19 protein-coding genes and 2 pseudogenes are annotated in these 24,524 nt (G+C 70.6%); 11 read left to right on the forward strand and 10 right to left on the reverse strand.

Annotated features, from left to right (window positions below; all coding sequences use genetic code 11):
• Positions 1 to 238: 238 nt before the first annotated feature.
• From ACFPZI_RS00005 to ACFPZI_RS00020, 4 genes are all read left to right on the forward strand, one after another.
• Positions 239 to 562, forward strand: coding sequence for a putative quinol monooxygenase (locus tag ACFPZI_RS00005; protein WP_381356334.1), 324 nt, complete (start codon positions 239 to 241; stop codon positions 560 to 562).
• The gene (locus ACFPZI_RS00010; RefSeq protein ID WP_381356336.1) at positions 555 to 1,793 is read left to right on the forward strand and encodes a helix-turn-helix domain-containing protein; all 1,239 of its coding nucleotides are present in this window, start codon (positions 555 to 557) and stop codon (positions 1,791 to 1,793) included. Before ACFPZI_RS00005 ends, ACFPZI_RS00010 begins: the two co-directional genes overlap by 8 nt.
• Before the next feature lie 1,313 nt (positions 1,794 to 3,106).
• Positions 3,107 to 3,553 (forward strand): DUF3592 domain-containing protein, encoded by a 447-nt coding sequence (locus ACFPZI_RS00015; protein ID WP_381356339.1) that lies wholly within the window; start codon positions 3,107 to 3,109, stop codon positions 3,551 to 3,553.
• 220 nt (positions 3,554 to 3,773) lie between these two features.
• Entirely contained in the window at positions 3,774 to 4,031 is a 258-nt protein-coding gene (locus ACFPZI_RS00020; protein ID WP_381356342.1) for a DUF7660 family protein, read from the forward strand.
• Positions 4,032 to 4,264: 233 nt separating this feature from the next.
• Here ACFPZI_RS00020 and ACFPZI_RS00025 read toward each other — a convergent pair whose 3' ends face one another.
• Positions 4,265 to 4,459: a hypothetical protein gene (locus tag ACFPZI_RS00025; RefSeq protein ID WP_381356345.1), complete on the reverse strand. Its 195-nt coding sequence runs from the start codon at positions 4,457 to 4,459 to the stop codon at positions 4,265 to 4,267.
• A 669-nt stretch (positions 4,460 to 5,128) separates the two neighbouring features.
• Between ACFPZI_RS00025 and ACFPZI_RS00030 the strand changes: the two genes are divergently transcribed.
• Positions 5,129 to 6,352, forward strand: coding sequence for an acyltransferase family protein (locus ACFPZI_RS00030; RefSeq protein ID WP_381356347.1), 1,224 nt, complete (start codon positions 5,129 to 5,131; stop codon positions 6,350 to 6,352).
• A gap of 38 nt (positions 6,353 to 6,390) precedes the next feature.
• On the opposite strand, the gene ACFPZI_RS00035 is transcribed toward ACFPZI_RS00030, so the two are convergent.
• The 4 genes from ACFPZI_RS00035 to ACFPZI_RS00050 all read right to left on the reverse strand — a co-directional run bounded on the left by ACFPZI_RS00035 (position 6,391) and on the right by ACFPZI_RS00050 (position 10,338).
• Complete coding sequence (locus ACFPZI_RS00035; protein ID WP_381356350.1) at positions 6,391 to 6,867, reverse strand: HD domain-containing protein; 477 nt, start codon at positions 6,865 to 6,867, stop codon at positions 6,391 to 6,393.
• A 472-nt stretch (positions 6,868 to 7,339) separates the two neighbouring features.
• Positions 7,340 to 8,518, reverse strand: a complete 1,179-nt coding sequence (locus ACFPZI_RS00040; protein WP_381356353.1) for a PP2C family protein-serine/threonine phosphatase — start codon at positions 8,516 to 8,518, stop codon at positions 7,340 to 7,342.
• Positions 8,519 to 8,893: 375 nt separating this feature from the next.
• Positions 8,894 to 9,721: an Fpg/Nei family DNA glycosylase gene (locus ACFPZI_RS00045; RefSeq protein ID WP_381356356.1), complete on the reverse strand. Its 828-nt coding sequence runs from the start codon at positions 9,719 to 9,721 to the stop codon at positions 8,894 to 8,896.
• A 131-nt stretch (positions 9,722 to 9,852) separates the two neighbouring features.
• Entirely contained in the window at positions 9,853 to 10,338 is a 486-nt protein-coding gene (locus ACFPZI_RS00050) for a ribose-5-phosphate isomerase (protein WP_381356359.1), read from the reverse strand.
• Between the two features lie 81 nt (positions 10,339 to 10,419).
• Between ACFPZI_RS00050 and ACFPZI_RS00055 the strand changes: the two are divergent.
• Positions 10,420 to 10,629: pseudogene (locus ACFPZI_RS00055) on the forward strand (hypothetical protein); the annotation flags it as partial.
• Positions 10,630 to 10,765: 136 nt separating this feature from the next.
• Here ACFPZI_RS00055 and ACFPZI_RS00060 read toward each other — a convergent pair.
• Positions 10,766 to 11,371 carry a biotin transporter BioY gene (locus ACFPZI_RS00060; protein ID WP_381356362.1) on the reverse strand — a complete coding sequence of 202 codons (606 nt, stop codon included), beginning with the start codon at positions 11,369 to 11,371 and terminating at the stop codon, positions 10,766 to 10,768.
• A gap of 360 nt (positions 11,372 to 11,731) precedes the next feature.
• Between ACFPZI_RS00060 and ACFPZI_RS00065 the strand changes: the two are divergent.
• Positions 11,732 to 11,979 (forward strand): annotated as a pseudogene (locus tag ACFPZI_RS00065) (amino acid transporter); the annotation flags it as partial.
• 281 nt (positions 11,980 to 12,260) lie between these two features.
• Positions 12,261 to 12,503 (forward strand): hypothetical protein, encoded by a 243-nt coding sequence (locus tag ACFPZI_RS00070; RefSeq protein WP_381356363.1) that lies wholly within the window; start codon positions 12,261 to 12,263, stop codon positions 12,501 to 12,503.
• 66 nt (positions 12,504 to 12,569) lie between these two features.
• On the opposite strand, the gene ACFPZI_RS00075 is transcribed toward ACFPZI_RS00070, so the two are convergent.
• Positions 12,570 to 13,217 (reverse strand): mycothiol-dependent nitroreductase Rv2466c family protein, encoded by a 648-nt coding sequence (locus ACFPZI_RS00075; RefSeq protein ID WP_381356366.1) that lies wholly within the window; start codon positions 13,215 to 13,217, stop codon positions 12,570 to 12,572.
• Positions 13,218 to 13,433: 216 nt separating this feature from the next.
• Here ACFPZI_RS00075 and pepN point away from each other — a divergent pair, with 216 nt between their 5' ends.
• Positions 13,434 to 16,028 carry an aminopeptidase N gene (gene pepN, locus ACFPZI_RS00080; RefSeq protein WP_381356369.1) on the forward strand — a complete coding sequence of 865 codons (2,595 nt, stop codon included), beginning with the start codon at positions 13,434 to 13,436 and terminating at the stop codon, positions 16,026 to 16,028.
• Positions 16,029 to 16,327: 299 nt separating this feature from the next.
• Positions 16,328 to 17,398 (forward strand): hypothetical protein, encoded by a 1,071-nt coding sequence (locus ACFPZI_RS00085; protein ID WP_381356372.1) that lies wholly within the window; start codon positions 16,328 to 16,330, stop codon positions 17,396 to 17,398.
• 34 nt (positions 17,399 to 17,432) lie between these two features.
• Here ACFPZI_RS00085 and ACFPZI_RS00090 read toward each other — a convergent pair whose 3' ends face one another.
• A complete protein-coding gene (locus ACFPZI_RS00090; protein ID WP_381356374.1) occupies positions 17,433 to 19,199 on the reverse strand; it encodes a TIGR03767 family metallophosphoesterase in 1,767 nt (588 codons plus the stop codon).
• Positions 19,200 to 19,543: 344 nt separating this feature from the next.
• On the reverse strand, positions 19,544 to 20,002 hold the full coding sequence (locus ACFPZI_RS00095; protein WP_381356376.1) for an NUDIX hydrolase: 459 nt from the start codon (positions 20,000 to 20,002) through the stop codon (positions 19,544 to 19,546).
• Positions 20,003 to 20,254: 252 nt separating this feature from the next.
• On the opposite strand from ACFPZI_RS00095, the gene ACFPZI_RS00100 reads away from it, so the two are divergent.
• Positions 20,255 to 23,560 carry a S8 family serine peptidase gene (locus ACFPZI_RS00100; protein ID WP_381356378.1) on the forward strand — a complete coding sequence of 1,102 codons (3,306 nt, stop codon included), beginning with the start codon at positions 20,255 to 20,257 and terminating at the stop codon, positions 23,558 to 23,560.
• An 86-nt stretch (positions 23,561 to 23,646) separates the two neighbouring features.
• Here ACFPZI_RS00100 and ACFPZI_RS00105 read toward each other — a convergent pair whose 3' ends face one another.
• Positions 23,647 to 24,522, reverse strand: a complete 876-nt coding sequence (locus tag ACFPZI_RS00105) for a hypothetical protein (protein ID WP_381356381.1) — start codon at positions 24,520 to 24,522, stop codon at positions 23,647 to 23,649.
• Positions 24,523 to 24,524: the final 2 nt, after the last annotated feature.

The raw sequence follows: 24,524 nt of genomic DNA on the forward strand, positions 1-24,524 counted from the left end.
AACCGGTCGGTGATCATGCGCTGAGCCTTCACTAACGGGTGACCCGCGAAGTGCGGGCCTAGAGGGAAGCCCCGGACGGTGTCGTGATCTTGGCAGAGAGCACACCGCTCGGGGCTCTTGCGTAGTGGAGCAGCAACCCGAAGCTACTCGCAGTAAAACTGCGAGTCAACATAATCTCTGTGACTAGCAGGAAATCTCTGGCTCTGCGATGCTGGGAGACGACTTAGAGGAGGAAGTGATGAGTAATTTCGGGCTGTTTGTCCGCTTCACGCTCAAGGACGGCGCTGCCGAGGGCTTCGATGCACTGGTTCGCGAGACCACGGCCGGGATCAAGACCAAGGAGCCGGGCACTCTCGTCTACGCCTGCCACACGGTCGAAGGCGAGCCGAATCAGCGGATCTTCTTCGAGCTGTACGCCGATCACGCCGCGTTCGAGGAGCACGAGCGCCAGGAGCACACCCGGCACTTCCTGTCCGAGCGCGACAAGTACGTCGCGAAGACCGAGGTCGACCGCATGACCCCGTACACCGGGAAGTACCCCACCGGGGCCGACAGTGACTGACACGGACGAGCGCACCACCGGACAGCGCATCAAGGAGCTTCGCCGGGCCGCCGGCATGTCTCAGAGCGACTTGGCCATTGCCATGGAGCGCTCGGAGAGCTGGGTCTCTCAGGTCGAGCGCGGTGTACAGCCCGTGGAGCGGCTGTCCGTTCTCCAGGCTCTGGCGGATGCCCTCGGAGTCTCGGTCCGCGACGTGCGCCCAGACGCAGGAGCACCCGTCGAAGAGCCCCAGGAAGCGCAAGCTCCGGTGAGCAATGACCTTGACGCCCTACGTGTGGCCCTGACGGGACATCCCGCCCTCAGCAGCCTTTTCGACGAGCCCGACCTCAAAGCCACAGCGTCTGCAGACGAGCTGCGAACACAGGTCGATGAAGTGTGGGACCTCGCTCACGCATCGAAGTACGCGGCTCTGAGCGAGCGGCTGTCCGTCTTGCTCCCGAGCATCGAAGCGGCCGTTCGCCATGCGCCCGCCAGCAGCCGTGTGGAGCTCCACGGGATCAGGGCACGCGCCTATCAGGCAGTAGCAGCTGCATTCGTTCGTCAGGACGAGGCGGACGCGGCATGGATTGCCGCGGACCGGGCCCTCCAGGCGGCCGAGTTGGCGGGTAAGCCGCTGGAAGTCGTCGCCAGCCTCTTCCGAATGGCACACGCCTTCATCCGTCAGCAGCGAACCGAGCAGGCCGAGCACGCCGCTTCGTCGGCAGTAGCGGTACTGACCCCCCGTGCCGAGTCGCAGAGTTGCCCGCCGGAGGAACTGTCGCTCTTGGGTGCCATGCATCTCGTACTCGCCGTGATCAACGCGAGGGAGGGGCACCGTGCGGAGACCCACCGGCACATTGGCCAGGCTCGGGAGATCGCCGCGCGTCTCGGTGAGGACCGCAATGACTTCGACACCGAGTTCGGCCCGACCAACGTAGAGCTTCACGCAGTAGCGACGGCCGTCGACCTCGGAGACGCCGGTCTTGCCCTGGACGTCGCCAACGGCGTCGATGCGAGCGGGCTCTCCTCGGAGCGACAGTCCCGTTTCCTGCTTGATGTGGCGCGAGCCCACGCGCAGCGGCGACACGTCGGCGAGGCTGTAGCCGCACTCTTGGACGCTGAGAGGTTGGCACCGGAGCAGATCCACAGCCATCACTCCGCCCGCACGGTGGTCCGTGATCTCGTGCAGCTCTCCGGGAACCGGATTCCCAAGCCGTTGGCGCAGCTCGCAGAGCGTATGGCCATCAACTGAGGCCCAGCCTGTTACGGGTTTCTCTACCTCATCAAGCCCCGGCTGCGCTCCGCTCCGCCGGGCGCGCTCCCGGCTCCGCTCCGGGCGCCGCTCCTGCCTTCGGCCCGCTCCGCCCGCGCTGCGCCGACGCGCGCCCACATGTGGATAGGGCCGGAGGCCATGAGGCGATCACCGTACAGAGCGGTCCGGGGTTAAGACGATGCCTCCGGCGGGGGATCGGCCGGCACCGGGATGGAGGGGGCGCCGTTGCCGAGTGCGGGCACGTTGTGGCGTGCGCGGGGTGCTCCCATCCCGTCCACCGCCGACCCAGGCAGAGCCGAGCAGACGCGGCCCAGGGCGTCCAGGTCGTTCGTACAGTGGCGCGCTCCACCTGGACGCCCTGAACCACGCCCGCTCCACAGTGTGTGGGTCGACGGCGGACGGGATGAGAGCTGGGGCGAGTGGTGGGAATCTCTGGTTCGGCAGGCTCGCGCTATCCCATGGCAGAAGAGAACAGTGCTGCCCCGCCCCCGAGGACGACCAGCTGCACGACGCCAGGAATACGCCATCCCAGGGCGAGGAGGCCACCGCCTGTGAGCACTGCGCCGCCTCCCAGGAGCCACGATGCCTGCGACGCCACCTGTGACGCACTCGACGGACTGGCACTATCGCTTTCGTAGCTGTCGGCCCATCCCGCTATCCCATAGCCGTACACCATCCAAGCGATGACCATGAGGTCGATGACGAGTAGCGCCACGCTGGCCCCGATCTGTTGGCCGGTTGACGGCTCATTCGCCTGTCTCATACCCACTGCCGTCCCGTCTTCAGGTGAAGATCTCCTAAGTGCACGCGGCCAGCATGCTGTTATAACGGGCACTGCACATGAGCACAGGTACTCAGATGCACCGTTCTCACGGAGCACCGAGCCGGATCTGTCAAGGCTGCCACCCCGCGCTGACATCAGCGCCTGACACCAACAAACGCGAACAGCAGTGAACCAGGCCGGACCGCAGTGGACGATCAGGCGAGGCGCAGCGCGCGTTGACCGATGTTGCCAACACCCCATGATCGACCTGATAAGGATGAGGCCAGACTTCAAAGGATCATCCGTAGCACTAGGGCGCCGTCCATAGCATGTGGACGGCGCCTTGCTGATGGCCGAGCCGTTAAGGCTCAACCAGTTGTGCTGCCACAAGGCCGCAGGTCAAAGACCCGCCCCTTCACTTCTGAGCGGCACTTGAGCTCCACGGCCCCCTCGCGCGGGTAGGTTCTGCACACGCCGTCCGAGACCTGGGCGGCGTGTGGGGGGCGAATCGGGGGCAGTCATGGAGTTCATGTTCTATGCCGTACCAGCGTTCATCGCCGCGGTGGTGGTCGCGATGGCGGTCAAGGTGATCAGGCGCTTTCTGGAGCTGAGGCAGGCGTGGTCGAGCGGTCTGACAGCGGAGGCGCGCTGTCTGCGCACCTACACCACAACGAGACGCCACAGTGACAGCAGCCAGGCCACGACCACGCTGCACCATGTCTACGAGTTCACGCCCTCCGCGGGCCGTCCCGTCCGGTTCGAGGAGGAGAACGGCCCCGCGACGACCATCGAGGGGGACTTCGTCACCGTGCACTACTCGGCCGACCGGCCTCATAAGGCGACGGCCCACGTGCCGAGCCCCGTCAAGAGCGCAGCGAGCATGATCGCCCTGCTCTTCTTCTTCGGCATCGTGCTCGCTTTCTGTGTCTTCTTCGTGCTGACGGCGAATGACCTGTTCGGGTCGAACCTCCCCTAGCGGGGAGTCCCGGGCCGTCTCGGGGCCGTTTGAGGGTGCTCAACGACGACCAACGTTGACAACCACTGACAGCTAAATCGCAGGTCGCAGCGTTGATCGATTACACGGCCGCAGGTCAGAGACCGGACCCTTCACTTCTTCGGCTACTGATCGCGCTCGATGGAGCTTGACCCGGCCATTGAGGCTCCGCCGACCGCGTGCGCCCCTTAAGGTCGCAGCCATGACGAGCCCCCTGGCGCCTGACGATCACATTGGCGATCGCGAGGCCTTCAGCGCCTTCCTGGCGCGCCTTCGTGCAGACCACGCAATCAACAGCCAGCAGTGGGAGAACGCGACGCTGGACAGGTTCCTGGAAGCCCTGGAAGCCTGGGTCGCTGCATCTCCGGGGTGGCACCGGAACTTCGGGCACGACCTGCCACCCGAAGGTGACTGGACGTTCTTCGCCCGTGCCCTGGCTGCCGCTCGGATCTACGAATAGCCCTGGCGGACACCGTGCCCCTTGCATGCCCGACCGAGCAGCGACCAGCGGGGAACACCGGGGAACGGCGGTGAGCATCCCAGGAACGCGCAGCTCACCGTCTCTCCAGGTCAGCGCCCACCCGCGTACGCGATCTTCCAAACTAGCTACGCGGGTTCGATTCCCGTCGCCCGCTCCACACGGTTCAGGGCCGGCCGGAGGTTTCCTTCCTCCGCCCGGCCCTGAACGCGTTCTCAGAAGCTGATCGAGTTGACCATGTCCGCTATCGAGTCGAGGAAGCGGGTGATCGACGGGGCCATGCCGCTGGAGGCGAGGAAGAAGCCGAAGAGGATCGCGACGATCGCGGGTCCGGCCTTGATGGACCCGCCTCTGATCAGTACTACAAGGATGATCGCCAACAGCAGCACCACAGACAGTGAAATGGCCACAACTGATCACACCCTTGGTCGGTCCGCTCGTCCGGTCCGGGCGACGCATCCCCGCGCACCCCGCCAGAATCATCGTGCCACCAACAGGGCCACCCTATGCGGCTCATGACGCATCATCCGTCTCACATCGGCCACGTTTCGCGTGCGCGCGCTCGCCCGCGCGAGGGGACGGACGGGTGCCGGGCGGGCCCCGCGCGGAGCCAAAGATGCGACCTCGCACGGTAATTCGACTCGCCACCCACGGATGAAATACGAACGGGCCGGTGCCGTATCCACACAACACCTCCGCGACTATTTCCCATTGACGCCCCACATGTCCCAACGGGCCTCCCGGAGCGGCCTCGAAGAGGAAGGAAGCGGGCATCCCTTCAGGATTCAATGGCGAGGCATATGCCCTGTTCATGCGGGACGAATCGGTCCATAAACGGCGTACAGGATGCTTCGGAGTCGTGCCCGCGCGGTGCGTTGGGCGTGTGTCGGTCATCACGCCGGCATAGCCGTCGGCATTCATGGATCGCGGGTATCCGGAATGGACAGACGGAATAACGTGGGGGTTTTACGCCTCCCCACAGCGAGCGCTAGGGTGCCTCAAATGTTCTACGCTGCCTCGTCCCCCAGAAGCGCAGCGAGTGCGTCGCTCCCCTCCCCGAGTTCCTGGCGGGTGGCCCTGTGACGGACTCGCCGCGATCGAACGGCCATCACAGAACGCCGCTTCCCCCGGCCCCGTCGCCGGGAACCGACGCGTCGACGACCGATACGCCGAGGAGCGGGGCGTCGGGCTCCGGCAAGCGGCGGGACGCGTTCTTCGACAACGCCAAGTACCTGGCGATCGTGCTGGTGGCCGTAGGCCACTTCTGGGAGCCCATCAAGGGTGACAGCCGGTTCCTGGAGGCCGCGTACACCGTCGTGTACGCGTTCCACATGCCGGCCTTCATCATCATCTCCGGCTTCTTCTCGCGCAGCTTCGACATGCGCCCCGACCGGCTGCGGCGGCTGATCACCGGCATCGCCGTGCCGTACATCGTCTTCGAGACGGCCTACCCGCTCTTCAAGCGGGTCGTCGACAGCGACCCGCAGCAGGAGATCAGCCTTCTCGACCCCTGGTATCTGACCTGGTTCCTGTGCGCGCTGTTCGTCTGGCGGCTGACCACGCCGATCTGGAAGGCGGTGCGCCACCCGCTGCCGCTGGCGCTCGGCCTCGCCATGCTGGCGAGCGCTTCCCCGCAGATCGGCGACGACCTCGATCTGCAGCGTGTCCTGCAGTTCCTGCCGTACTTCGTGCTCGGTCTGTGCATGCGGCCCGAGCACTTCCACCTGGTGCGCCGCCGGTCGGTGCGGATCCTGTCGGTGCCCGTGTTCGTCTCCGCGTTCGCACTCGCCTGGTCGGCGGGACCGGGGGTGATCACCGGGTGGCTCTACCACCGTGACTCCGCGCAGGAGCTGGGCGCGCCGTGGTGGGCCGGCCCGGTAATGATGCTGGTGCTGTTCGGCTGCTCCCTGCTGCTGACGGCCTGCTTCTTCGCCTGGGTGCCGGGCCGCCACACGTGGTTCACGGCACTCGGCGCGGGCACGCTGTACGGCTATCTGCTGCACGGCTTCGTGATGAGGGCCGGTGACTACCGGGGCTGGTTCGAGCCCTCGGTGCTGCATGGGCCGGCCGGCGCGGTCGCCGTGACCCTGTTCGCGGCGGCCCTGGTGACGTTCCTGTGCTCCAGGCCGGTGCAGCGGCTCTTCCGGTTCGCGATGGAGCCGAGGATGGAGTGGGCCTTCAAGCGTGACGCGGCCGAACCGGCCCGCGAGCGCGAGCAACGGGAGAAGCGGGCGAGGCAGGAGGCCGGGGAGACGCGGGAGGCTCAGGAGGCCCGGGAGGTTCAGGAGCAGGTCTCCGCCTAGCCGGCCGCATCGCGACGCGGCCGGGTCGGCCAGGCCGGTCAGGCCGGGCGCTCGCCCGCCACGAGGCCGAGGAGCGTGCGCATCCGCGTGTACTTCTCGGTCAGTCGTGTGCGGGTCGCCTCGTCGAGTACCGCCAGCCGCGCCGGATCGGCGTTGTGCGCCAGGTCCGCCTCCTTCACCAGCAGCGCGCCCGGGGTCGCGAGGACGCGGGCCGCGTACGCCTCGGGCGGCTCCCCGGACCGCTTGGTGACCGCGAGGACGATGTCCCTGGTACGCCGGGTCAGTGCCGCTTCCCGGAGCCACTCCTGAGACAGCTTGCCGTCCTCGACGGCGTCGTGCAGCCAGGCCGCCGCGATCTGCTCCTCGTCGCCGCCGCGTGCCCGGACGCCCTCGGCGACGGCCCGGAGGTGCTCGGCGTACGGCACGCCCGCTTTGTCTCTCTGGCCTTCGTGCACGGCACGGGCGGTGGCCTCGACCTGGGCCGTTGTCAGTAGGTTGCATGGTGTCCCGGTCACCCTTCCAGTGTCCCCCCATCTGCGGGGCCGCACGGACCGGGAGGGGGCAGGAGAGTGGCGGCGGTCAGGAGAGTGGCGGCGAGCCGCTGGACCGGGCGCCGGGTACGGGTACGGCCACGGGCTCGGGCACGGCCACGGCCACAGGCACAGGCGCGGGCACGGCCACGGGCTCGGGCTCGGGTACGGCCACGGGCTCGGGCACGGCCACGGCCACGGCCACAGGCACAGGCACAGGCACAGGCACAGGCGCGGGCACGGCCACGGGCTCGGGCTCGGGTACGGCCACGGGCTCGGGCACGGCCACGGGCTCGGGCTCGGGTACGGCCACGGGCTCGGGCACGGCCACGGGCTCGGGCACAGGCACAGGCACAGGCACAGGCGCGGGCACGGCCACGGGCACGGGCTCGGGTACGGCCACGGGCACGGGCACAGGTGCGGGTGCGGGCGCGGGTGCGGGCACGGTCCCGTCCGGTCAGCGGGTCGCGGCGGCGGTGGGGCCCTCGCGGCAGATCAGCAGGAGCGCCCGGTCGTCGTTGACGTCCTTGGCGACCGCTTCGATGAGGTGCCAGGCCGCTCCGTGGAAGCCGCCGGCGACATAGCGGTCGGCCTCGCCGGTGAGGCGGTCGATGCCTTCGACGATGTCCCGGTCCGACGTCTCCACCAGGCCGTCGGTGAACAGCATCAGCACGTCGCCGGCGCGCAGCGAGCCTTTCACCGGGTCGAACTGGGCGCCGTCGTACACACCGAGGAGCGGGCCGTCGCCCGTCTTCTCCTCCCATTTGCCGCTGCCCGCCCTGAGTTGGAGGCCGGGCGGGTGCCCGGCGGAGTACAGCTCGTAGTCGCCGGAGTCCAGGTCGAGGACGAGGTGGATGGAGGTGGCGAAGCCCTCCTCCCATTCCTGGCGGAGCAGGTAGCCGTTGGCGGCCGGCAGGAAGGCGTGCGGCGGGAGGCTGCCGAGCAGGCCGCCGAAGGCGCCGGACAGCAGCAGGGCGCGCGATCCGGCGTCCATGCCCTTGCCGGACACGTCGGTCAGGACGACTTCCAGCGTGCGCCCGCCGTTGGTGCGGGCGGCGACCACGAAGTCGCCCGAGAAGGACTGGCCTCCCGCGGGGCGCAGGGACATCTCCCGGTGCCATCCGCTTGGCAGGGCCGGCAACTGGCTCTGGACGCGGATGCGTTCACGCAGGTCGAACAGCATGGTGCCGCCGCGCCGCCAGGGCACGCCCACCCGGCTGCGGAACTGGGCGACGACCAGGCCGAAGAAGCCTCCGGCGGCCACGACGAGGACGACGCCGGGGGTGACCCGGGAGGCGCCCTCGGTGTACGGGCCGAGTTGGACGGCCTCGACGATCAGCGCGGTCGCCGCCACCGCGTACAGGCCGAGCAGGCTCGCCGGGCGCAGCAGCAGCCCGCCGGCGACGATCGGCAGGACCAGCGCGGACGGCGCGAACCACACGGAGTTGGCGAGGGTCGCCACCGCGATGAGCGGGATCGTCAGCAGCAGTCCGGCGAGGGCTATCCAGTCGGAGCCGTCCCCGCGGAAGTAGTCGACGGCAGCCCGGCGCACGCCGACGCGGGCCCGGTGCCATTGCTTCTTCACCCGGGCCGTCAGCGTGTCGGCTTCTGCGCGCCTCTCTCGTCCTGCTGCCATTAGTTCGGGACCCTATCCATCGGACCGGCCACTTGGCACGGGAGGTCCTGGTTGTCCCTCATTGGGGAACCTACTTCACAGTCAACTTCACCGGGCGACGTCGCGGGGGCGTCCGGCGGAAATTCTCCAGGGTCTGTCCGGCGGATCAAGTCGGGGGTGACCGGCGGCGTCTTTCCGGCTGAGTCGAGCGGGGCTGGTGCGTGCAGCCGCGAGGCGAGGAGGGAGTCGACGCGATGGGGGTCCCTCCCGCTCGAGCTCGGTCGAGAGTGGGGGATCGGCGAGTGACGACAACCCCGTTGGGGGCACCCCCTGCTCGAAGATCCGGGGGAGGGCGTGCCGGCCCTCACGTCTCCGGCATGATCCGCCGGACAGGCCCTAGCGGTGTTGGCAGGCGGGGCACCAGAAGAGGTTGCGGGCGGCGAGATCGGCGGTGCGGATCTCGCCGCCGCAGATGTGGCAGGGCCGATGGGCCCGGCGGTAGACGTACACCTCGCCGCCGTGGTCGTCGACGCGCGGCGGGCGGCCCATCGCCTCCGGGGTGTGTTCCGGACGGACGGTGTCGATGCGGTTGTTGCGGACGCCCTCGCGCATCAGCCCGACCAGGTCGGTCCAGATCGCGTCCCACTCGGCGGGGGCGAGGTCCCGGCCCGCTCGGTAGGGGGCGATGCGGTGCCGGAAAAGAACCTCGGCGCGGTAGACGTTTCCGACGCCGGCGATGACCTTCTGGTCCATGAGGAGCGCGGCGATCGTCGTACGGCTTCGGCTGATCCTGCGGTACGCGGCGTCCGGTTCCGCGTCCGGGCGCAGGGGGTCGGGGCCGAGACGGTCGTGTATCGCCCGCTTCTCGGCGCCGGTGATCAGGGCGCAGGTGGTGGGTCCGCGGAGATCGGCGTACGCGGTGGGGTGCGCGAGGCGCAGGCGGACGGTGTCCGTGGGCGGGGGCGCGGGGGCCGGGCCCAGGGCGACCTTGCCGAAGAGGCCGAGGTGGATGTGGACCCAGTCGGTGTGCTCGGGGTCGGGGTCGCGGAAGCCGAGGAAGAGGTGCTTGCCGTGGGCGTCGGCGGTGTGCAGGGGGATGCGGTCCAGGAGGGCGGCGGCGTCACTGAACTTGCCCTGGGGGCTGGTGACTCGCAGGGGGCTGCCGTCGGCGAAGGCGGCGGCGTAGTCCTCGGCCAGCCGGTGGATGGTGTGTCCCTCCGGCATGGTTCCGGTCCCTTCCCTCTCTGCTCTCGCTGCCTTCCGAGTGCCCTGTGACTGCCGGAGCCGACCGCGTCCTTCGGCCCCGCCGTGGGAGCTGTCGCTCCCCGGCGGGTCGTGTACAGGCCGGTCGCCGGTTACTGCTGGGGGTGGTGGGGCGGGATCGGGGGGAGGTCGCCGGTGGTCTCGTAGTCCGCGAGCATGTCGATGCGGCGGCTGTGGCGCTCGTCGCCCGAGAACGGGGTGCCGAGGAAGATCTCGACGAACTTCGTCGCCTCGTCCGTGGTGTGCATGCGCGCACCCACCGCGACCACGTTGGCGTCGTTGTGCGTGCGGCCCAGCGCCGCGGTCTCCTCGCTCCACGCCAGGGCCGCCCGTACGCCCTTCACCTTGTTCGCGGCGATCTGCTCGCCGTTGCCGGAGCCGCCGATCACGATGCCGAGGCTGCCGGGGTCGGCGGCGGTCCGCTCGGCCGCGCGGAGGCAGAAGGGCGGGTAGTCGTCCTGGGCGTCGTAGATGTGGGGCCCGCAGTCGACGGGCTCGTGACCCGCGTCCTTGAGCCACGCGGCGAGGTGGTTCTTGAGTTCGTATCCGGCATGGTCGGAACCGAGGTACACGCGCATGCTCCGAGTGTGACACGGCGGATCGCGCGCAGGCGCGTCGGGGGCAGGGGGCACGGCAGCGCGGGGGCCCGGGAACGCGTCGGCACCACCAACCCGTCGCCGAACGCCCCGGCCACTCCTCTGCTCCTCGGTACCGACAACCAGCCGGTGAACCCGGGTGCGGACGAGTTACCCAGGACCGGCCCCGCGCGGGAGCTGCTGCCGCTGGGCACGACGGGGGCCGCGCCCCTCGCGGCCGGGACGGCCGGGCTGTGGTGGTCGTCGCGGCGGCCACGGTGGCAGGAGGGCTGACCGGACCCACCGGCGGGGCCGCCCGGTGAGCCCACCGGGCGGCCCCGAAAACGCGGAAGGAGGCCGGCCGGGCGCTGGAAACGCGCCCGTCCGGCCTCCTTCTTTCGCTACGAATCGGCGCGAAGGGACCCGATCGTCACCGCTTGTTGACGAACCGCCAGGCGGTGGGCAGTACACCCATGGCCAGCGCCGCCTTCAGGGCGTCACCGATGAGGAACGGGGTGAGGCCGGCCGCGATCGCGGCGGAGGCGGACATGCCGGTGGCCAGCGCCAGGTAGGGCACGCCGACGGCGTAGATGACCGCCGAGCCGAGCAGCATGGTGCCCGCCGTCCGCCAGACGGAGCGGTCGGCGCCGCGGCGGGCGAGGGAGCCCACGACGACCGCGGCCAGCAGCATGCCCAGGACGTAGCCGAACGACGGCATCCCGATGCCGGACGTGCCCTCGGCGAACCACGGCACACCGGCGGCGCCCGCCATCGCGTACAGCGCGAGGGCGAACAGACCGCGCCGGGCGCCGAGGGCGGTGCCGACGAGCAGCGCGGCGAAGGTCTGACCGGTCACCGGGACCGGGGAGCCCGGGACGGGGACGGCGAGCTGGGCGGCGATGCCGGTGAGCGCGGCACCTCCGACCACGAGGGCCACATCCCGTACGCGGGACGCCGGGACGAGGTCGGCGAGGACCAGACCGACTCGGGTCCCGCCTTGCCGGGGCAGAGCGGATGTGGCGGCTGCGGTGCTCATGGGGACTCCGCGGGGGTGAGGACGGTACGGGACACGGCGACGCTATCCCAGCGCCCTCGCGCCGATCACCGTCAGCGCTCGACAAAGGCTCCCCCGCGCTCATGGTGGACTCCGGACAAAGAACGCCCGCCAACCGGGGTACGGCGTGACGCCGGTCACTGCGGTGACGTGGCCTCTCCTACAAGGCCCGGCTCGACAGCGCCTGTAGGGTCCCTACAAAACGGTCGGTCGAGGCCCTCGCCGCCGACTCGTGTTGTACGCCGCTGCCGGCCCGCCGCGTACATCGTCCCCCGCCCCGCCTCGTACATCGTCCCCCGCCCCGCCTCGTACGCCGTGGCCGCCCCGCCTCGCCCGTCGGCCGCCGTCTCGCAGCTGCGGCTGCGCCGCGTCCTGGAGCGCGAGGCCCCCAGAAGCTGGTCGTCCGGATGTGGGCGTTCCCGGCACTGACGTGGATCGCGCCGGCCGGGATGGCCGCCGTCTTCGTCCTGATGGCCCGGGAACCGGACACGCGCGGACAGCTGTACTCGACCGGCGGCATGACCGTGGTCCTGGCGGCCGTCGGCTACGCCTGGCAGCGGCCCCGGGCACGCACGCGAACCGAGGACTGACATCCATAGGAGCATCCCCTTCGTCTCCTCCCGCCGCTCCCACAGCGAGGGCCCCCGCGCGGGCGACGAGTCCGCACGGCCCTTTTCCGTGCCGCTGTGCGCACCGGGCACGCAAAGAGGCCCTTCTGCTGCTAGCGTGCAGTTGCAAGTTACCCGCAATAGACATCCTGCCCCGTGATCGTCTTCTCACCGTTCACCCGGCAGGCGGAAAGACGGAAGCCCCCGCGAGGACTCGACTCGCAGGGGCTTCCGGTATGTGGTATTCCGGGTCAAAGTGCCCCATGACGACACTCAGGACCAAGAGGTACCCCTGCTCGACCTGCGACGCGGAGCAACTGCATCGTCAGCTGACCGGGGCGGAACAGGAACAGCTCAAGGAACGGCTGGGCCGCGCGGGGGTGAGCGAGTTCTGGATCTGCGAGAACGTGCTGGCCCCGGACACCGGCAGGCAGTGCCGCAACCTGCGCACGGGGTGGGTCATGAAGCCGTTCCCCAAGCCCATCCGCCTGCCCGAACCGGAGTGACAGGCACGAAGCGACGAGCCCGGAGTCACTCCGGGCCCCCGGAGCGGGCGGCCCCGGGGTGTCCCGTCACAAGTTGCTGAAGTCAGGGCTCTTCGTCCGCGTGCGCTTGAGCTCGTAGAAGCCGGGGACGGAGGCCACGGCGAGGGTGCCGTCCCAGAGGCGGGCGGCCTCCTCGCCCTTGGGGGTGGGGGTGACGACCGGGCCGAAGAAGGCGATCTGCTCGCCGTCGGCGCCGGGCACGGCGATGACCGGGGTGCCGACGTCCTGGCCGACCTTGTCGATGCCCTCCTTGTGGGAGGCGCGCAGCTGGGGCTCGTAGGGGGTGGAGTCCCAGTGCTCCATGAGGGAGTCGGGCAGACCGACCTCCTTCAGGGCGGCGGCGACGACCTCCTTCTCCGGACCCTCACCCTGGTTGTGGATGCGAGTGCCGAGCTCGGTGTAGAGGTCGCCGAGCACCTCGGCGCCGTGCTCCTCCTGGGCCGCGATGACGACGCGGACGGGGCCCCACGCCTTGGTCGCGAGCATCTCGCGGTACTTCTCGGGCAGCTCGTCGAGCCGGTTCTCGTTGAGGACCGCGAGGCTCATCAGATGCCAGTGGACCTTGATGTCCCGCACCTTCTCCACCTCCAGCACCCAGCGGGAGGTCATCCAGGCCCAGGGGCACAGCGGGTCGAACCAGAAGTCGACGGGAGTGGCGTTGGACGTGGGCGGCATGTCGCTCCTCGGGAGGGAAGTACGGGGGAAAGTACGAGCCAAGTGTTGCCTTGGGGCAACACCGGCACCCTTCCCGGTCATTCCCGCCGGGCCTTCCAGCCGGTCCTCCCGCCGCGCGATCCCGTCGCGCGATCCCGGCTGCCCGCGTCAGGGGCGCATGGCAGGATCGGTGCTGTACAGCACTGTCGATGTCGACCACGCATGAGGAGTCCGCCCGTGCCCGGTGAGAACCTGACCCGCGACGAGGCCCGGGAGCGGGCCGCACTGTTGTCGGTGGACGGGTACGAGGTGTCCCTCGACCTGCGCACCGCGACCGGCGCGACCGGCGGGGAGGGTGGGGGCGGCACTGAGGGGCCGCGTACCTTCCGCTCGGTGACGACCGTCCGGTTCCGCTGCACGGAGCCCGGCGCGAGCAGCTTCGCGGACCTGATCGCGCCGAGCGTGACGGCCGTCTCGCTCAACGGGCGGGACCTCGATCCCGGAGAGGTGTTCGACGGCTCCCGGCTGCTGCTGGAGGACCTGGCCGCCGACAACGAGCTGATCGTCGACGCCCGGTGCGCGTACTCCCGTACCGGCGAGGGCATGCACCGCTTCGTCGACCCCGAGGACGGCGAGGTGTACCTCTACACCCAGTACGAGCCGGCCGACGCCCGCCGGGTCTTCGCCAACTTCGAGCAGCCCGACCTCAAGGCGCCCTACCGCTTCGAGGTGCGGGCCCCCGAGGGCTGGACGGTGTGGAGCAACGGCGTCGGTGAACTCACCGACGGTGTGTGGCGGTTCGCGGAGACCAAGCCGATCTCGACCTACATCACCTGTGTGGTCGCCGGGCCGTACCACTACGTCACGGACACCTACAAGCGTGAACTGCCCGACGGCACACGGCTGGAGATCCCGCTCGGCGCGATGTGCCGCAAGGCTCTGGCGCCGCACTTCGACGCCGACGACGTGTTCCTGGTGACCAAGCAGGGCCTGGACTTCTTCCACGACCACGTCGACTACCCGTACCCCTTCGGGAAGTACGACCAGGCGTTCGTGCCCGAGTACAACCTGGGCGCGATGGAGAACCCCGGACTCGTCACCTTCCGCGAGGAGTTCATCTTCCGCGGCAAGGTCACCCAGGCGTCCTACGAGGGCCGGGCCAACGTCGTCCTGCACGAGATGGCGCACATGTGGTTCGGCGACCTGGTCACCATGGAGTGGTGGGACGACCTGTGGCTGAAGGAGTCCTTCGCCGACTTCATGGGCGCCTTCTCCCTCGTGGGCGCCACCCGGTTCACCGACGGCTGGATCACCTTCGCCAACCGCCGCAAGGCCTGGGCGTACCGCGCGGACCAGTTGCCGTCCACGCACCCCGTCACCGCGGACATCCGCGACCTCCAGGACGCCAAGCTGAACTTCGACGGCATCACCTACGCCAAGGGCGCCTCGGTGCTCAAGCAGCTGGTGGCGTACGTCGGTCAGGACGCCTTCCTGGAGGGCGCCCGGCGCTACTTCAAGCGGCACGCGTACGGCAACACGCGCCTCGGTGACCTGCTGTCGGTCCTCGAGGAGACCAGCGGACGCGACATGACGGCGTGGTCGCGGGCCTGGCTCCAGACGGCCGGAGTCAACTCCCTCACTCCCCAAGTACTGTTGGGCACGGACGGCAGGGTCGAGGAACTCGCGGTGCTGCAGGAGGCCGTCGAGGCCCACCCCGAACTGCGCCCGCACCGGGTCGCGGTGGGCCTGTACCGGCGTACGGCCGACGGCGCGCTGGAGCGGTACGCGCGGGCCGAGACGGACGTCGACGGGCCGCGTACGGTCGTCGCCGAGCTGGCGGGCGCCGAGGCGCCCGAGCTGGTGCTGGTCAACGACGACGACCTCACGTACTGCAAGATCCGCTTCGACGAGACCTCACTGGCCACACTCCGCGAGCACCTGGGCGCACTGACCGACCCCCTGGCCCGCGCCCTGTGCTGGTCGGCGCTGTGGAACCTCACCCGGGACGCGCTGCTGCCCGCGCGGGAGTTCGTGGACCTGGTGCTGCGGTTCGGCGGACGCGAGTCCGACATCGGCGTGCTGCAGATGCTGCACACCTGGGCCGAGTCGGCGCTCGTCCACTACGCGGCGCCCGCCTGGCGGGAGACCGGCGGCCGGCTGCTCGCCGAAGGCGCCCGGCGCGAGCTGGAGGCGGCCGCGCCGGGCGGCGAGCAGCAGCTCGCCTGGGCCCGCTGCTTCGCCCGGTCGGCCGTGGCGCCGGGCGACTTCCAGCTGCTCCAGGAGCTGCTGTCGGGCACGGTGACGGTCGACGGGCTCGATGTCGACCAGGAGCTGCGCTGGGTGTTCCTCGAGCCGCTGGCCGCGCACGGGCTCGCCGACGAGAAGGCGCTGGCCGAGGAGCTGGCCCGGGACGACACCGCCTCCGGCAAGCGCCACCAGGTCCGCTGCCTGGCCGCCCGCCCGTCGGCGGAGGTCAAGGCGGAGGGCTGGGCACGGGTCGTGGAGTCTCAGGAACTGTCCAACGCACTGGTGGAGGCGACGATCGCGGGCTTCGCCCAGCCCTCGCAGCGGGAGCTGCTCGCGCCGTACGCGGAGAAGTACTTCGCGGTGATCGAGCGGGTGTGGGAGGAGCGGTCCATCCAGATCGCCATGCACGTGGTGCGGGGCCTGTTCCCCGAGCTGCTGGACTCGCCCGGGACGCTGGACGCGACGGACGTGTGGCTCGCGGCCCGCGAGGACGCGCCCCCGGCGCTGCGCCGTCTGGTGCTGGAGGCCCGGGACGACCTGGCACGTGCGCTGCGCGGCCAGGCGTGCGACGCGGCGGCGGGGTGACCGCGGGCGCGTCCCCCAGGCGCGCACCGTGGGCGCGTCCCACAGGCGCGTCCCGAGGCGCACCGTGGGCGCGGCAGACCGACGGGGCACGGGTGCGCCCTCGATCCCACCGCTGGGATGCTCGCTCCGTGACCGTTACGAAATTCATTCAATAACAGCCGAAAACCCCTGGTCGCACCCGAATGGACCAGGGGTTTTCGGCATCCGAACACGCGTCCTTAAGTACAGACTTGTCCCTAATAGTCGACGGGTGTGTAACAGCGGTTCAGGGGCGGATCCGGCACGGGAGATTGCCGGACATGAACCACGACTCCCCGCTCCCCCCGCTCTCCCCCCGCCCTCTGCACCACCTCGCCGCCGGTCCGCGGCGCGTGCTCACGACCGCCCGGCTCCGCTCGCACGGCGTCTCGGTCGCGGAGACCGACGACCAGTGCCGCCCCGGCGGTCCCTGGCAGCAGCTCCTGCCCGGTGTCGTCCTGCTCCACCCGGGTCCGCCGACCAGCGAGGAGCGGCTGCACGCGGCCCTGCTGTACACGGCGCGGGAGCGGTCCGCGCGCGTTCCCGTCCAGCCCGGCCCGGCCGACTCGACGGCGCCCCACTACGAGGACGCGATGATCACCGGGCCGGCCGCGCTGACCCTGTACGGCTTCTCCTCCGCTCCCCCGCTGGCCTCCCTGGAGACCCTCGACGTACTCGTCCCGCGGCTGCGCCGGCTGCGCTCCACGGGCTGCGTGCGCATCGTCCGCACCCCGGTGCTGCCGGCCCCCGAGCGGGTGGCGGGCGTACCTGTGGCGCCGGTCCCGCGGGCGCTGGCCGACGCGGTGGCGGGCCTGGACGACGCGGGCACGGTGCGCAGGCTGCTCATGGAGGCGGTGGTCGGCGGCCACTGCGACGCGACCGCGCTGGTACGGGAGCTGACCGCCGCGAAGCTGCTGGGCCGGCCGCACGTGGTGCGCGCGGTGAACTCCCTGATGGCCGCGGGCCGCGCGCACGCGGAGGACGGCCTGTACCGGATGGTGCGCGCGTACGGTCTGCCCGACCCGCTGTGGAACGTCGACCTGCGCCTGCCGGGCGGCCCGCACCTCGGTGGCCTGGACGCGTACTGGCCGGAGCAGGCCGTGGCACTCGACCTGGACCCCCGGGCGCTCCGGCAGGAGAACCGCCGGGAGAACCTCCCGGACGACGACATCCTGCGGTCCGAGTACGCCCGCAAGCGGGAGCACCTGGAGCGGCTCGGCATCACGGTCGTGCGGGTCACCCCGCGGGGGCTGCGGGACGCCGCGGAGCAGCAGGCGGCGGTGATCCGTACCGCCCTGATGGCGGCGGACGACCGCGACCCCGCTGCCTACGTCGTGGTCCTGCCCCGCTGAACCGGGCGGGCACTCCCCGGGCCGTCGGCTCCGCCTACGCCTTGAGCAGGAGTTCCGTGTTGCGGTCCTGGGGGGTGCCGCCGAGGTCGGTGCGGGCGCCGGGGGCGTTGCAGGACAGCTCACGGTAGAGGGCGGCGAGGCCGGTCTGGGTGAGGTCGCCGTAGTCCGTGCGGGACGGGGCCGCGGACTCGACCAGGGTGGTGAACAGGGACAGGGTGCCGTCCTTGTTGTCCACCAGCTCAATGATGCGGGCGAGTTGGGGGAAGTCGACGTGGGATGCGGTGGAGATCTCCCAGAAGGAGCCGGCCGAACCGGTGTGCGGGGTGACCGCGTTGCGGTGGGTGTGGCCGTTGACCCAGGCCACCACGTTGCGGTGGGCGCCGAGGAGTTCGACGAGTTCCTTGCCGTCGTGGCGCCGCTCGTCGGGGCGGGCCGGGTCGCGGTGCGTGTTCGTCATCGACTCGCTGGTGTGGTGGCTGAAGACGATCGCGCGGGAGCCCTTGTGGGTGCGCAGTGTCCGCTCCAGCCACCGCAGTTGGGCCGTGCCGAGGGAGCCCGCGTAGTGGCCGCCCGGGTCGGTGGTGTCGAGGCTGACGCCGATGACGTCGTCGGAGACACGGAATGCGTAGTACTGGGTGCCCGCGTCGAGGTTGGCGGCGGAGTAGCCGTGCCCCACCGGGCCGAACCCGCGGTACGCGGGGTCCAGGTGGGCCTCGATGTATTCGGCGGGCGTGAAGGGGGCGCGCGCCTCGTCGGGGGTCACCGGGCGCATGGCGCGGGCGTGCGACTTCAGGAATTCGCCGTACTGGACGCCCCGCGGGTCGGCGGCCTTCCTGATGGTCTGCTGGAGCTTCTTCGCCTCGGCCGCCCCGAGCTCCATCAGTTTCCGTCCGCCGACGGCGAGTTCGGTGAGGTACGGGTCGCCGTGGGAGGCGTAGCAGCCGAGCGGCATCGCGTCGTGGTTGCCGACGGTGGAGTACCAGGGGAGGTTGAGGCCGGGGCTGTTCACCTCGCGGACGGCCGCGGCGAGGAAGCCGTCGAGGTGCGGGAAGCCGAGCTGCTTGTCGGCGTCGCGGGTGGTGGCGTCCGGCTGCCAGTACTGGCGCAGACCGCTGTTCTGGACACCTTCGTAGTGGCGCGGGTCCCCGCTGTTGGGGGCGATGCGGCCGCCGCTGAGCGCCGTCAGGAACCAGTCCAGTTCGGAGCGGGTGTTGTTGTCCGTGTTGTCGCCGGTGGTCATCGCGAAGTACAGCGGGGAGCCGGTGACGGGGGCGCCGCGCAGGGCGTTGATCCGCTCGACGAGGGAGACCACGCCGTGCACGGTGAGCGCCTCGTGCGGCCGCCAGGCGTGCACATCGGTGGAGCGCAGGTACTCCAGGCGCAGCGGGTGCTGCGCGTCGATCACATGCAGGTCGGTGAGCTGTACGAACGCGGCGAGCGTGGTGCGGCGGTCGTCCCGGCCGGAGCGGGCGCCGGCCAGTTCGCCGCGTACCACCCGCCCCCAGCCGGGCCCTTCGTCGAGGCGCCGGTAGCCGGCGGCATGGCCGCCGCGCGGTGCGGACACCCCGGCGACGGTGGTGCCGCGGGTGTACGGGGCGAGCGGGGCCGCCGGTGCCTGCCGGGAGGAGGCGGGTACGGCCTCGTTCGCGGCGACGTCGGCGCTGCCGGCGGCGACGGCCTGGTCGCCGCCGGGCCGCAGGGCGTAACCGACGCCGGCGGAGAGGGCCACCGCGCCGGTGGCGGCGAGGAGGGAACGGCGGTGGAGTGCGGTGGAGTCGGCGACTGAGCGTATGCGCGACATGGCGCTTGTCTCCCCGGGTGCGAACGCATCGGCAGTGACCGCGGGGCGCTCGCCGGTGGTTCGCCGGGTGAACATCCCGCTCGTACTGGATGCTTGGCAGCGGGAATGGCCTGCGTGTGAACGCGACGGCAACGCGTGACACCGATCGCCGTACGTGGATCTTGGGCCACCCGGCCGTCGGCGCCCGCTTCCGCATCGGCCCAGGACCGGTCACGCCGCGTTCACTTGACAGAAGACCCGGATAGTGTCATAGCTCTACATTTCCGGCATTTGGATCAATGGGCGCACGGGGTCATGAACTTCACATGCTCCATGCGTCGGCTCTTCGCCGACACCCCCGCGCGTCAGCCCTCCGCGCGTTCCACCCGTCCCGCCGCCGGGCGCTCCCGCCACAGCCGCAGGCCGATGTCGACCATGCGGATCCTGACCAGGTCCGGGACGGCGTCCAGGGGCTGCCAGGCGGCCAGTTCGGTGGAGCCGCCGATCTCGTCCCTCAGTTCGCCGCCGATGATCCGCCCCGCGTAGACCAGCCGTACGGCGTGATGGTCGGCCCTGCGGCCCAGGCGACGGGCGACGGTGTGCCGGACGGAGTTCACGCCGAGCAGTCCGGTGACCTCGACGCGGTACCCGGTCTCCTCCTCGACCTCCCGCCGCACGGTGTCGTACGGATCCTCGCCGTGCTCCATGCCACCGCCCGGCAGCACCCACTCCGGAGCGCCTCCGGGCACCGGGGACCGGGCCAGCAGGAGCTGTCCGTCGCGCACCACCACGGCGTAGGCCGCCACCCTGAGGGTCTGCCGCACCCCGGGACGTTAACCCGGCGGACACCCGCGATGCGCCCCGCGTGCGCGACTTGTCGGCTTCGGCACTCAACACCCCATACGCACATCGGGGGTTTTCCCCATACATCTGCTTCGTTTCGGCCAACCCTCCCCAAACAAGCGCCCCTTGCGAAAGGCTCAGCGATCGTCCGGGATCGCATTTCGGACGATCGCGGCCAGGGTCGATCGGCTCCGGTCGCTCCACGATGGTTCCTTTACTTACAAGGGATGCCGATGACCCATTCCTCCCCGCACGAGTCGATATCGGGTGCCAGACGCACGGCCCGTATCGCCCTGGCCGCCGGTCTCGTCGCCGCGCTCTGTGCGGTCGGCCCGATACCCCTGGCGGCCGCCGCCGACGCGCCGGCCGCCGCACCCGTCGACGGTGACGTCAAGTCCGCCCACGACAAGCTCGGTTCGAGCGACGCGGACCTCCTCGCCGAGGCCAAGGCCGACGGCGTCAAGAACGTCACGATGATGATCGCCACCGCCCCCGGCAAGACCGAGCAGGTCGCCGAGGAACTGAACGCGGTGAAGGGCGGTTCGGTCGGCCGGACCCACGACGAGCTGGGCTACGTCCGCGCCACCGTCCCCACCGCCAAGGCGGACGCGGCCATCGCCGCCGCCGCGAAGCTCTCCTCCGTGCACGGCATCGACCTGCGCGACGAGATCCCGCTGGACGACCCGACGCCGGCCGCGGACACCACCGCCAAGGCCGCCGGCGGCAAGAACAAGAGCTCCGCCACCTACCCGGGTCCCGACAAGCGGACCTCCGCGAAGAACCCGTACAACCCGTCCTTCGAGACGGGCGCCGTCGACTTCGTGAAGGACAACCCGAAGGCGGACGGCCGCGGCGTCACCATCGGCATCCTCGACTCGGGCGTGGACCTGGCCCACCCGGCCCTGCAGAAGACCACCACCGGCGAACGCAAGATCGTCGACTGGGTGACGGCGACCGACCCGCTCGTCGACGGCGACCGGACCTGGCGCCCGATGACCGAATCGGTGAGCGGGCCCACCTTCACCCACGACGGAAAGACCTGGACGGCGCCCTCGGGCTCGTACCGGATCAGCACGTTCAAGGAGTCGTACACCATCGGGGGCGACGCGGGCGGTGACGCCAACTTCGACGGCGACACCACCGACGCCTGGGGTGTGCTGTACGACGCCGCGGCGGGAACCGTCCGGGTCGACCTGAACGACAACCAGGACTTCTCCGACGACACCCCGATGAAGCCGTACAAGGACGGCTTCCAGATCGGGTACTTCGGCACCGACGACCCGTCCACCGACGTCTCCGAGCGCCAGCCGTTCGTCGTGGAGATCCGCAAGGACGTCGTCCGCAACGCGGCCGGCGACAAGGCCGACTTCGTCAACATCGGTCTCATCGAGGGCTCGCACGGTTCGCACGTCGCCGGCATCACCGCCGCCCACGGCCTGTTCGGCGGGAAGATGAACGGCGCCGCCCCCGGCGCGAAGATCGTCTCCTCCCGTGCCTGCACCTGGTCCGGCGGCTGCACCAGCGTGGCGCTCACCGAGGGCATGATCGACCTCGTCACCGAGCGCGGTGTCGACATCGTCAACATGTCCATCGGCGGTCTGCCCGCGCTCAACGACGGCAACAACGCCCGCGCCGAGCTGTACACCCGCCTCATCGACACCTACGGCGTCCAGCTGGTGATCTCCGCGGGCAACTCCGGCCCCGGCGCCAACACCATCGGCGACCCGTCGCTGGCCGACAAGGTGATCTCGGTCGGCGCGTCCATCTCCAAGGAGACCTGGGCCGCCAACTACGGCTCCGTCGTGAAGACGCAGTACGCCATGATGCCGTTCTCCTCGCGCGGTCCGCGTGAGGACGGCGGCTTCACGCCGACACTGATCGCGCCCGGCGCGGCGATCAACACCATCCAGACCTGGGCGCCGGGTGCCCCGGTCGCCGAGGCGGGCTACGGCCTCCCTGCCGGTTACGGCATGCTCCAGGGCACCTCGATGGCGTCCCCGCAGGCCGCCGGCTCCGCCGCGCTGCTGCTGTCGGCCGCGAAGCAGAAGCGCATCGACCTGACGCCCGCGAAGCTGCGCACCGCCCTCACCTCCACCGCCCAGCACGTCAAGGGCCTGCAGGCCTACGAGGAGGGCGCCGGCCTCATCGACGTCGAGGAGGCCTGGGACTCGATCCGTGACGGGGCCACCGCGCACGAGTACAGCGTGAAGGCGCCGGTCGACACCGCGATCGAGCAGTTCCTCAAGACCCCCGGCTTCGGCACCGGCATCTACGACCGCGAGGGCGGCCTGAAGGCGGGTCAGAAGAAGACGTACGACGTCACGATCACCCGTACGTCCGGTCCCGACCGCGCGATCCGGCACGAGCTCGACCTCGCGAACAACACCGACGGCGCCTTCCGCATCGTCGGCGACGGCAAGGTACAGCTGTCGCTGAACAAGCCGGTGACCGTCAAGGTCCAGGCCGCGCCCCGGTCCGCGGGCCTCAAGAGCGCCATCCTGGAGGTCGACGACCCGCGCACCGAGGGCGTCGACCGGCAGATCCTGAGCACCGTGGTCGTCTCGGCTCCGCTGGCGCACACCTTCTCCGCCTCCGGCACGGCCCAGCGCAACGCCACCACCTCCTACTTCGTCACCGTGCCCGAGGGCGCGAAGACGCTGGAGGTCGCGCTCGGCGGGCTGAAGGCCACGAGCCAGACCCGGTTCATCGCCATCCACCCCTACGGCGTCCCGGCCGACCCGACGTCGACGGTCAACTGCTACCCGAACTACAACAACCCGGCCAACACCTGCCGCCCCGACCTGCGTTCGTACGTGAACCCGCAGCCGGGCGTCTGGGAGATCGAGGTCGAGGCGCGCCGCACCTCGCCGCTGCTCGACAACCCGTACAAGCTGGACGTCGCCGTACTCGGCGCGGTCTTCGCCCCGGAGACCGTGACCGTGCCGGAAGCCAAGGTCGGTACTCCGGCCGGCGTCTCCTGGAAGGTGACCAACCAGGCCGCCGCCCTGGACGGCAAGCTGGTCGGCGGCCCGCTGGGCTCCGCCAAGACGGCCCGGCCCGCCATCGCCACGGGGGTCACGCACACCACCACCGTCACGGTGCCCGCGGGCGCCGCGTCGCTCGACGTCGCCATCGGCAACGTCTCCGACGCCGCCGCCGACCTGGACCTGGCGGTCTACAACGCGGCAGGCACCCTCGTCGCCCAGTCCGCCGACGGCGACTCGGAGGAGTCGGTGTCCATCGCCCGCCCGGCGGCCGGCACGTACACCGTCAGGGTCGTGGGCTACTCCGTCCCGGCCGGTTCCACCGGCTACGACTACCGGGACGTGTTCTTCTCCGCCACGCTCGGCGAGGTCACGGTCGACGGGGCCGCGCCGGTGAGGATCGGCACGGGCGAGTCGGCCACCGTCTCCGGTACCGTCACGGCCGCCGCGACGGCTCCCGAGGGACGTGAGTTCTTCGGCCGGGTCCAGCTGGTCAACGCGCGCGGCACGGTCGCGGGCACGGGCAGCGTCACGATCGAGAAGGTCGTGCCGTAACCGACGGCCACCAGCGGCAGGGGGCGGGCGTCCACCAGGGCGCCCGCCCCCTTCGTCATGCGCATCGCATGACCGTCCCTTGCCCGTCACTCGCAGGTCAGGGCGCTCGATTCGGGCAGAGCAGCGGTGATGCGCGCCCGCTCGGGGGCGATGTCCTCCTCGCCGACGATCACGGCGTCCGGGACGGTGCCCTCGCGGGGCAGGCCGACCATGACCTGATCGCCGGTGTGCAGCCGGGGCCGGCCGGTCGACCCGGTCAGGAAGGTGACCTCTTCCTGGTCCCCTGCCGCGGTGCCCGGCTCCGGCTCCGGCTTGTAGCTGCGGGTCACCTCCAGCGTGACGCGGTCCTGCCCGGCGCCCGGCATCGGCTCCACCTCCGACACCGTGCCCTCGGCCACGAGCCGGGCGCAGGCGAGGTAGCGAGGGCTGCCGAAGGCGGTACCGGCCGACCTCTCGGTGTCCCGTACTCCGTCGCTGCCCACTGCCTTTTCGTCGGCCTCGGCTCCCGACGACACGCTGTCGCCCTGCCCGGTCTGCGTCACGAGCCAGCCCGTACCGAGGACCACCGCGGCGGCCGCCGCCGCGGCGAGCGCGCCGAGGGCGACCCGCAGGGGCCGACGGGCGCGGCGGGGCGGCCGGGCGACAGAAGGCAGAGGCCGTACCGGCGCGGGGCCGGGCTCCGCTTCCCGGATCAGCGTGTCCCCGATGAGCCCCAACTGCTCCCGCAGCACGGCGACATCGGCGGCTGCCGCGTCCCGCGCGGCCAGGAACGCCGGGTCCCGCCGGGCCGCCGAGGGCAGCGGTTCGTCGAGGATCGCGGCCATGAGGGCGTCGATGCCCTCGTACTCAACGCCGTCGTACTCAACGGCGTCGTACTCAACACCGCCGTACTCGGTGCCGTGCTCGTCTCCGGTGTTGTTCCGGTCGTCCCCGGTGTTGTTCCGGCTGTCGTGGACGCTCACGT

The organism is Streptomyces chlorus, from assembly GCF_042655885.1.
In the GTDB taxonomy this organism is placed as follows: domain Bacteria; phylum Actinomycetota; class Actinomycetes; order Streptomycetales; family Streptomycetaceae; genus Streptomyces; species Streptomyces chlorus.